Genomic DNA, 9565 nt, shown 5'->3' on the forward strand with positions numbered 1-9565 from the left:
TCTCAATCTTCCTCCATGGTCTCGACCAGCGGCAGCACGATGCTGGCCACCACGCCGCTTTCCTCGCCGGTGCGCAGTTCGAGCGCGGCGGCGCCGCCGTACAGGTGCTTCAGGCGCTCGCGGATATTCGCCAGGCCTATGCCGCTGCCGCTCGATGCGGAAAAGCCGATGCCGTCGTCGATCACGCTCAGCTCCAGCATCCTGACGCCATCCACCTCGCGAGAGGCGGCCGTCACCTGGATCCGCGCCGGCCCTTTCCTGGGCTCGATGCCATGCTTGACCGCGTTCTCCACCAGCGAGATCAGCATCAGGGGCGGAATCAGGGCGGCGCGCAGCTCTGGCGCACAGCTCACCTCGGTGCGCAGGCGCGGCATGCGCGCCGCGATCACGCCGAGATAGGCCCGCACCGAATCGCATTGCGAACCGAGGGTGACGAAGGTGCTGGCGCGGTCGGCGCGCAGTTGCGGGATGGTCGAACGCAGGTAGTCGATCAGGTGGTCGATCATGACGATGCCGCGGTCCGGATCGGACAGCATGGCGGCGCGCACGCCCGACAGGGTATTGAACAGGAAGTGCGGCTCGACCTGGCTGGCCAGCACCGCCAGCTTCACCTCGACTTCGTTGCGCTGGTGCTTGTAGCGCTCCGCCTGCGCCTGCAGGGCGGCCTCGCGCAGCAGGCCGCGCTGGCGGAAGTAGGCGGCCAGGTCGAAGGGGCCGGCCAGCCAGACCAGCACCGGGAACCAGATCGCCAGGTTGACCAGGCGGTTGTCGCGCGCCTGTTCGGCCTGCAGTTCGGCCGACGCCTGCCCTTGCGTCGGCTGGCCGCCGGTCCTCACGAAAGGGGTCAGCGACCAGGCCAGCAGCACGCCCAGCAGCAATGCGCATACGATGCCAGCCGCTTCGCGCCGCGGACGCCAGCCGCGCGCGCGCACCAGCACCGCCAGGCCGCGTCCCAGCGCCAGGGCGGTGGCCACCACCAGCCAGATCGCCGGGAAGGTGAACCAGAAGGACAGCGGGTCGACTTCCGGCGGCGGTGTGGGAACCAGCGCGGCCAGCACGGCCAGGACCAGCGCGAACAGGATCATCGGCGCGCGGAAGGAGCGCATGCGGTAGCCGTACCAGGTCTTGCCGAACACCGGATACTGCTGGGCGCGATGCGACCATCCTCCCAGCCGGGTGGCCAGGCTGGACGGGAGCGGCGACTCGTGGTCGGCTGGCGCGATTTTTTCCATACGGCTATCTTAAGCTGTTGCATGGCGCTGTGACCGTTGCCAGGATCCAGTCGCTGACGGTATCGAGCGCGAGCGGCGCGACGCTTTCCTCGATGTCGGCGTATTCGGTTCCCGCCCCGGTGCGCGCGGTCTGGAACAGGTGATTCAGCGCCGGCAGTTCCTTCACCACGGCGCGCGAATTGCTCTTGAGCGCGCCGCGGATCGCCGTCAGGTTCATCGCCGCCGGCACCTGCAGGTCGCGCTCGCCGTTCAGCACCAGGATGGGCTGGCGCACGGACTGCAGGACCGGGCCGGGTTCGTGCCGCAGGAAGGCATGGAACCAGGGCGAGCTGAATTCCCTGGCGCGCGCCGCGGCCGTCCCGGCCGGCAGGATTCCCTTGCGTTCGGCCTCCTCCATCATCCGGTGCGCCTTGTCGCCGGCCAGCTCGGGGCGCGGCTCGGCCACGATGGCCGCGAATACCGCGCGGTTCAGCTCACGCTCCCTGGCCACCGCTTCCTCCGGCATCCCCGCGGCTTTCGTGCCAAGCGCGATCTGTTCGACCATCAGCAGTTCGCCGCGCACCCCGGGGCCGGCCAGCATCACGACGAAGGCCAGGCCCGGGTCGCGCGCCGCCACCATCGGCGCGATCATGCCGCCTTCGGAGTGGCCGACCATGCCGATCCGTGTCGCATCGACCTCGGGACGGCCCCGCAGGAAGGCGACCGCGGCCTCGGCATCGCTGGCGAAGTCCCGGGTGGTCGCGTCCTTGTACACTCCGCCCGACTGCTTGACGCCACGCTTGTCGTAGCGCAGGACCGCAATACCCTGGCGGCTCAGGTGGTCGGCCAGCACCAGGAAGGGCTTGTGCTCGCGGATGGTCTCGTCGCGATCGACCGCACCGGAACCATGCACCAGCACGACCGCCGGGAACGGCCCCTTGCCCCGGGGGACGCTCAGGGTGCCGGCGAGAACGTGGCCGCCCGCCGGATTGGCGAAGCCGACCTCGACGCTGGCATAGCTCGGCTGGCGCGCAGCGATCGCCTCCAGCTGCGGACGTTTCGGCTTGAGCGCCGCGGCATCGGTGCGCTCCAGGCGCAGCGGCACGGCCTGGCCGTTCTGGCTCCAGGTGCCGACCCAGGCCTGGTCCTGCTCGCTCCAGCGCGCCGTGAACCCGGCGTTCAGGGCCGACAGCCTGAATCCGAGCCGTTCCTCTTCGACGCTCAGCTGCTCCACCTTGGTCTTGAAGCCCTGCTGGGGCACCGCCAGCCTGCCTTCCCACTTGCCGTCGGTGGTCCTGGCAAACTCCAGGTGCAGGTTCAGGGAATCCGCGATGCGGCCTTTCCAATGGCCGGTGGCGTCGATGGCGTGGGCGGGGCCGGCTGCCAGGGCGAGGCTGGCCAGGAGGCCGAGCAGGATCGATTTCATGCGCTGTCTCTTTCTTCAGGTTCGGGAAGTCCACTGTAGCCGGGCGGGCGTGCCGGCTCAGCGGAATGCGGCGAACCCCGGTTTTGATGACATGGACGCTGCCTGCCCTGACATGAACACGGCTACACGCTGTTCTCGTCCTGCCCCTTGGCCCGGTCGAACACCTGCCCGGTCAGGGAATGGCGGTTGCGCTCGCGCTGCTGGGCGGCCTGCTCGTCGTAGAAGAAGGGCAGGAATGCATAGCGCGTCCCTGCCACCACCGGCGTCGCCTCGTGCAGCAGGGAACAGGAAAAGACGATGGCGCCGCCGGTCGGCGCCCGGTAGCAGCGCGGGCCGAATTCCGGAAAGCGCAGGTCGCCGCCCTGGTACTCGCCGGCGTTCAGGTTGATCGTGCAGGCGAAGCGGCGGTGCGCGGTGCCCAGCGTGGTGTTGTCCTTGTGGGGACGGAAGAATCCGCCCTCGCTGGCATCGTAGCGCGCCACCAGGTGGCGTTCGATCCGGGTGATGTTGAACTGAAAGGCGCGCCGCACCTCCGGCAGCAGGCGGCGCTGCAGGCGGGCATGGATTGCCTGCCTCAGGGCCGCGAATTCCGGGCGCGAATCGAACTCGACATCCTTGCGCTGCTTGAAGCTGCGCTCCTTGACCTCCACGGTCTTGCCGTTCACCTCGCGCATGAAACCGGATTCGATCCCGCCATGGTGCTCGTACAGCGCGATGAGCTCCCGGCACAGGTCTTCCTCGAACACCCGCGGCAGGATCAGCACGGGCGCATGCAGTTCGGTGCCGGCATGTTGGGCGACCGGCGGCAGGCGACCGATCGTGTCCTCGAGCGCGGCGTTGTGCTGCTCGGCGGACAGGAGCGGGATATGGGCGAGCACGCGCAGCATCGGATCGAGCACCAGCGTGAAGGGCCGGTACCCGTCCCCGATCGCGCCGAACCGGCTGCTGAGCTTTCGGTCGAAGTCCCTGAAATAACGAATCCCGGGCAGGATCGTGCGCACCCGCTCGCAGGCCTCGTCGTCCGGATCGACCGAGACTCCGAAGAAGCACAGCTGCTCGTCGTCGAACAGGGCGCGGCGCCGCTCGACATAACCGACCACCTCGCGCACCGCAGCAATGCCGGCACTGCCGAGGAAACTCAGGACGACGTAGCGGCCCCCGGTCGTATAGAAGGTATAGCGCGGATTCTGCGCCGTGCTGGCCACGAATTCAGGTATCGGGTCACCGGGTAGCCACACAATATGTCCTGGATGAGTTGACAAGGATGAGACAGGCATCTTAGCGAAGCGCGTCTCCCGCGCCAAGCCCGGCGCCCGGCTGGGCCAGGTGCCGGCGCAGGAACTCCACGCAGACACGCACCCTGCCCGATCCGCTCAGGCGCTGCGGATAGACGGCCCACACGCTGGCCGGCTGGGTGTAGTCCGGCAGCACCTGCACCAGCGCGCCGCTCTCCAGGTAGCCCCGCGCATCCCACAGCGAGCGCAGCACGATGCCGGCGCCTTCCACCGCCCAGCGCAGCGCGATCTCGCCGTGGTTGGTCGACAGTGCGCCCGACACCCGCACGGTCTCCTCGCCGCCTTTGCCGCGCAGGCGCCAGGTGCCGAACGGGTGATCGCGCTCCTTGATCGCCAGGCACTGGTGGCTGGCGAGTTCCTTCAGCGACTTCGGCATGCCGTGCCGCGCGATATAACTCGGGGCGGCGCACAGGATGCGGTGATTGGCCATCAGCTTGCGCGCCACCAGCTGCGGCGGCAGGTCGTCGCCGATGCGCACGTCCAGGTCGAAGCCTTCCGCCACCGTGTCGACCAGGCGGTCGAATACCTCGAAGCGGATCTGCAGCTTCGGGTGGCTGGCGGCCAGCCTGGCGATCACCGGCGCCACCACCTTGCGCCCGAAACCGAAGCTGCTGCAGATGCGCAGCCGCCCGGCCGGCTCCTGGCGCCGCTCCGAGACGTCGTCGAGCATGTCGTCGAGCTGTTCCAGGATCAGCTGGGCCCTGGCATAGACCTGCTCGCCCTCTTCCGTGATGAGCACGCGCCGCGTGGAACGCTCGAACAGCCGCACCCCGAGCTGCGCCTCCAGCACGCCGATGCGCTTGCTGACAAAGGCCGCGGACATGCCCAGGCTTTCCGCCGCGCCGCTGAAGCTGCCCCTGCGTACCACCTCGACGAACACCCGCAGGTCGCCTGCGCGCATGCCGCCGTTCTCGATTTGATTATTCACGATTCGTGTTCTATAAGGCCACACTAACGGGGATTATAAACGCAGCGTTTTCTTGCTAATCTGACGACCGACTTGCAAACAGCACAGGAGCGCGCAATGAAGAAGCACAGGATCGCCGTGATCGCCGGCGACGGCATCGGCAAGGAAGTCATGCCCGAGGGCCTGCGCGCCGTCGAGGCGGCGGCGCAGCGGTTCAACATCCCGCTGGAGTTCGTCAGCTTCGAATGGGCCAGCTGCGACTACTACCTCCAGCACGGCAAGATGATGCCCGACGACTGGAAGCAGCAGCTCGACGGCGTCGACGCCATCTTCTTCGGCGCGGTCGGCTGGCCCGACACGGTGCCCGACCACATCTCGCTGTGGGGTTCGCTGCTGAAGTTCCGGCGTGAGTTCGACCAGTACGTCAACCTGCGCCCGGTGCGCCTGATGCCGGGCGTGCCCTGCCCGCTCGCCAATAAGAAGCCGGGCGACATCGACTTCTACGTGGTGAGGGAAAACACCGAAGGCGAATACTCGGCGGTGGGCGGGCGCATGTTCGAAGGCACCGAGCGCGAGCTGGTGCTGCAGGAAGCCATCTTCACCCGCAAGGGCACCGACCGCATCCTCAAGTATGCCTTCGACCTGGCGCAGCGCCGTCCGAAGAAGCACCTGACCGCCGCCACCAAGTCGAACGGCATCGCGATCTCGATGCCCTACTGGGACGAACGCGTGGCAGCGATGGGCGAGGCCTATCCGGACGTCCGCTGGGACAAGTACCACGTCGACATCCTGGCGGCGCGCTTCGTGCTGTCGCCCGAGCGCTTCGACGTGGTGGTGGCCTCGAACCTGTTCGGCGACATCCTGTCGGACCTGGGGCCGGCCTGCACCGGCACGATCGGCATCGCCCCTTCAGCCAACCTCAATCCGGAGCGGAGCTTCCCCTCGCTGTTCGAGCCGGTGCACGGTTCGGCGCCGGACATCTACGGCAAGAACATCGCGAACCCGATCGCCATGATCTGGTCGGGGGCGATGATGCTGGACTTCCTGGGCTATACCGAGGCGCACGATGCGCTGGTGCGGGCGATGGAGCATTGCCTGGTGAACGGGCCGCGCACGCCGGACATGGGCGGGGCGGCGAATACGACCGAGGTCGGAACAGCAATTGCCGAGTACCTGGCATCGGTTTGACGTAGGGTGGGCGGCTCGTGATCCGGGCCACTGGCCCGAATCACCCCACGCGGTGATAGTTAGGATTAAAACAGCCGGAGCGGCAGAACTTGCACCACTTGACCGCGTGGGCGGGAGACCCGCCCACCCTACGAAAAACACGGGTTTATTTCAGTAAGTAGGTATTGAAGAAATCGATCGTCGAATAGAACAGGTAATCGGCATTCGCCTTCTTGCCGAAGCCATGTCCCTCGTCGTTCGCCGTCATGTACCACACCGGCGTGCCGTTCTTCTTCACCGTGGCGACGATCTGATCGGCCTCCTGCCATGGCACGCGCGGGTCGTTCTTGCCCTGCACCACGAACAGCGGCTTCTTGATCTTGGCGGCGTTGTTGGCCGGCGCCGTCGCTTCCATCCACTTGCGCATCTCGGGATCGCGCTCGTCGCCGTACTCGACGCGGCGCAGGTCGCGGCGGTAGCTTTCGGTGCGCTCGAGGAAGGTGACGAAGTTCGAGATGCCGACGATGTCGATCGCCGCGGCAATCCGCTCCGGGTACATGGTCGACACCGCCAGGGTCATGTAGCCGCCGTAGGAGCCGCCCACCACCGCCACCCGCGAAGCGTCCATGTCGGGCTGGGTCGCGATCCAGTCGAGCAGCGCGCCGATGTCCTTCACCGAATCTTCACGCAGCTTGCCGTTGTCCAGCTTCAGGAAGCTCTTGCCGTAGCCGGTCGAGCCGCGCACGTTCGGGTAGATCACCGTCAGGCCCATCTCGTCGGTGTAGTAGTTGTTGCGGCCCAAAAAGCCCGGCGTCGACTGCCCTTCCGGACCGCCGTGGATGTTGATCACCACCGGGCGCTTGCCGGGGAATCTGGCGGCGTCCGGACGGTAGACGAAGCCCGAGATCTCGCGGCCGTCGAAGGACTTCCAGCGCACCAGCGAGGGTTCGACGAACTTGTTCATGTCGACGTCCATCTTCTCGTGCCGGGTCCAGCGCGTCACGGCCGCGGTCTTGGCGTCGACGCTGTAGACCTCCGACGGGCTGCGCGCCGAGGACAACGACAGCGCTACGTTGCGGCTGTTATTGTGCCACTCGATGCGGCCGATGACGCCCATCGGCAGCTTCGGCTGCGCCACCAGCTTGCGGTCACGGGTAGACATCATGCGCAGCACGCTGCTGCCGTCTTCATTCGCCACGAAGGCCAGCAGCTTGCCGTCGTCGGTCAGGTCGAAGCTGTCGATGTCCCAGTTGATGTCGGGCGTCAGCACGGTCTCCTTGCCGCTGGCAATGTCGATGTAGACCAGGCGCTGGAATTCCGAGCCGCGGTCGCTGGTCGTGTAGATGCCCTTTCCGTCGCGCGAGAATGTGGCATTGCCGTAGGCGACCTTCTCCTCACCCTTCTCGGTCAGGCGGCGGCTCTTGCCGCTGGCGACGTCCATCAGCCACAGGTAGGACTCGTTGGCCGACACGTACTCGCTGTACACCAGCTGCTTGTCGTCGTGCGAGAACTCGAAGGAACCCCAGCCGCCGCCCGGCAGTTCGGCCAGCACGCGCGCCTGTTCCGGCTGCGTCGGGTCGACGATGCTGACGGTGGAGTTGACCTGGTCGTTCGAGCCCTGGCGGCCCACCGGCACCGTCACGTACAGCAGCCGGCCGCTCTTCCTGGCCCAGGCGGTGTCCTGCACCCGGCGGTTGTCGGGCGTGACGGGAATCGCGTCCGTTTTCCCGACCTCGCGGCGGTAGGCGCGGAACACCTCGTTGCCGCCGGTATCGCGGCCGAACACGTAGAACTTGCCGTGGCGCGGCTCGTACTGGGCCGTACGCACCGGCTCGGCGTAATCGGTCATCAATTCGAGCGGGGCGCCGGGCTTGGCCACACGGAACAGCTGCGGCGTGTTGTTATGGCGGCGCGAGACGATCATCTCGAGCCTGGTCGGGTGCCAGGATGCGTAGGAGGTCGGCTTGAAGTCGTTGTACTTCGCCACCTGGCTGGCCAGGCTGGCGCGTACGGGCGGGACGTTTTCCAGCACCATCGCAGCCGGGGGTGCGACGGCGGTCTCCTGGGCCGCTTGTTGGGCCGATGCGGCGCCGGCGGCCAGAAGCATGGTAGCGATCAGGGTCAGCCCGAGCGGGCGGCGGTCAAGTCTCATCCGGTGGTCTCCGATGCATGGGTTGTTGGTGTTGTTGCTCCTTAACTTTACACGATGGTGGACCGGGCGCATCATTGTCACCGAACTGTAAGCAAATGTCCCCCCTTTGTAGGGGCTGTGCTGTCGGGCAACTAGTTCTATACAATCTCGGACCAAGGAGAAACAAGCATGTACCGAGTGATGTTAGTGGAAGACGATGCACGCCTGGCCGAGCTCGTCACCGAATACCTGTCCGGCTATGAGTTCGCGGTCGACCTTGTCACGCGCGGCGACCAGGCGCTGGAGCGTTTCAAGACACTCTCGCCCGACGTCGTCGTGCTCGACCTGATGCTGCCGGGCCTGGACGGCATGGTGGTGTGCCGCCAGATCCGCGAACTGTCCGAAGTGCCGATCCTGATCCTGACCGCGCGCGAGGACTCCTACGACGAAGTCTCGGGCCTGGAACAGGGCGCCGACGATTTCGTCAACAAGCCGGTGCAGCCGCGCGTGCTGCTGGCGCGCCTGCGCGCCCTGATGCGGCGCACGGCCCAGGCCAAGGGCGGCCTTGACGCGCGCGTGCTGCAGTTCGGCGCGCTGCGCATCGTCATGAGCGACCGCAGCGTGGTCTGGCGCGGCGAGCCCTGCGTGCTGTCGAATACGGAATACAAGCTGCTGCTGGTGCTGGCCGAAGCCGCCGGCCGCGTGCTCTCGCGCGACGCCCTGCTCAAGAAGATGCGCGGGATCGAATTCGACGGGCTGGATCGCAGCATCGACAACTGCATCTCCAAGCTGCGCCGCAAGTTCGAGGATACCGATTCGGAAAAGATCAAGACGGTGTGGGGCGAAGGCTATCTGTTTTCGCCATCGGCCTGGAACTGATGTTCGTAGGGTGGGCAGGTCTGTATGGCACAGGGACATGGGTTACACATGTCTAGAGACATAGGTGACACATGTCGAACCATTCTACGCCTTAATCCTGAGGTCGATTTCTGCGACTTTTCGCGTACAGAACATGACGTCGAAGAGTCCATCGGTGTCAGTGGGCTTGACCGCAACAGGCTCTCCAGCCAGCCCCTCTCCGATATACGGTTGCAAACCTGAGAAACTGATACAGCCGCTATGTTTGACCTTCCTGACGTCGTCCTCATTGTCATACTCGACGTCGGGGAGCTGGGCAGGAAATTTGCGCCCACTGGCGGTGTAACGACTGATGGGCGGCTGCTGATTCAGTGCGTGATGCGGCCGTACAAGATTGTATTGATCACGCCAGATATCGAACGCTTGCTGGCACTCCTGCAGCGAGTTAAAGCCGCGGCGGCTGAGCAATTCACGTTTGAGCGTACGGTGAAAACGCTCGTCCTTGCCTTGTGTTTGCGGATGCATCGGACGGCTGTGGCCAACCTTGATGAGGTGTACTGTCAATAGTGG

8 protein-coding genes are annotated in these 9565 nt (G+C 65.9%); 2 read left to right on the plus strand and 6 right to left on the minus strand.

Features of this window, described 5'->3' with window-relative positions; genetic code table 11:
- Nucleotides 1-2: 2 nt before the first annotated feature.
- From B2R83_RS03920 to B2R83_RS03935, 4 genes are all read right to left on the minus strand, one after another.
- Nucleotides 3-1232: a sensor histidine kinase gene (locus B2R83_RS03920; RefSeq protein WP_292038362.1), complete on the minus strand. Its 1230-nt coding sequence runs from the start codon at nucleotides 1230-1232 to the stop codon at nucleotides 3-5.
- Between the two features lie 4 nt (nucleotides 1233-1236).
- Nucleotides 1237-2637, minus strand: a complete 1401-nt coding sequence (locus B2R83_RS03925) for an alpha/beta hydrolase family protein (RefSeq protein WP_292038363.1) — start codon at nucleotides 2635-2637, stop codon at nucleotides 1237-1239.
- Nucleotides 2638-2759: 122 nt separating this feature from the next.
- The gene (locus tag B2R83_RS03930; RefSeq protein WP_292038364.1) at nucleotides 2760-3875 is read right to left on the minus strand and encodes a 2OG-Fe(II) oxygenase; all 1116 of its coding nucleotides are present in this window, start codon (nucleotides 3873-3875) and stop codon (nucleotides 2760-2762) included.
- Between the two features lie 40 nt (nucleotides 3876-3915).
- A complete protein-coding gene (locus tag B2R83_RS03935; protein WP_292038371.1) occupies nucleotides 3916-4833 on the minus strand; it encodes a LysR substrate-binding domain-containing protein in 918 nt (305 codons plus the stop codon).
- Between the two features lie 123 nt (nucleotides 4834-4956).
- On the opposite strand from B2R83_RS03935, the gene B2R83_RS03940 reads away from it, so the two are divergent.
- Entirely contained in the window at nucleotides 4957-6027 is a 1071-nt protein-coding gene (locus B2R83_RS03940; protein WP_292038366.1) for a tartrate dehydrogenase, read from the plus strand.
- 145 nt (nucleotides 6028-6172) lie between these two features.
- Here B2R83_RS03940 and B2R83_RS03945 read toward each other — a convergent pair whose 3' ends face one another.
- Nucleotides 6173-8158: a S9 family peptidase gene (locus B2R83_RS03945; protein WP_292038367.1), complete on the minus strand. Its 1986-nt coding sequence runs from the start codon at nucleotides 8156-8158 to the stop codon at nucleotides 6173-6175.
- A gap of 168 nt (nucleotides 8159-8326) precedes the next feature.
- Here B2R83_RS03945 and B2R83_RS03950 point away from each other — a divergent pair, with 168 nt between their 5' ends.
- Nucleotides 8327-9016: a response regulator transcription factor gene (locus B2R83_RS03950; protein ID WP_292038369.1), complete on the plus strand. Its 690-nt coding sequence runs from the start codon at nucleotides 8327-8329 to the stop codon at nucleotides 9014-9016.
- Nucleotides 9017-9100: 84 nt separating this feature from the next.
- Here the strand turns inward: B2R83_RS03950 and B2R83_RS03955 are convergent.
- Nucleotides 9101-9565: integrase core domain-containing protein (locus B2R83_RS03955; protein ID WP_292038370.1), on the minus strand; the 465-nt coding region annotated here is incomplete at its 5' end.

The sequence above is a fragment of the Massilia sp. UBA6681 genome (assembly GCF_002454935.1).
GTDB lineage: Bacteria > Pseudomonadota > Gammaproteobacteria > Burkholderiales > Burkholderiaceae_D > Telluria > Telluria varians.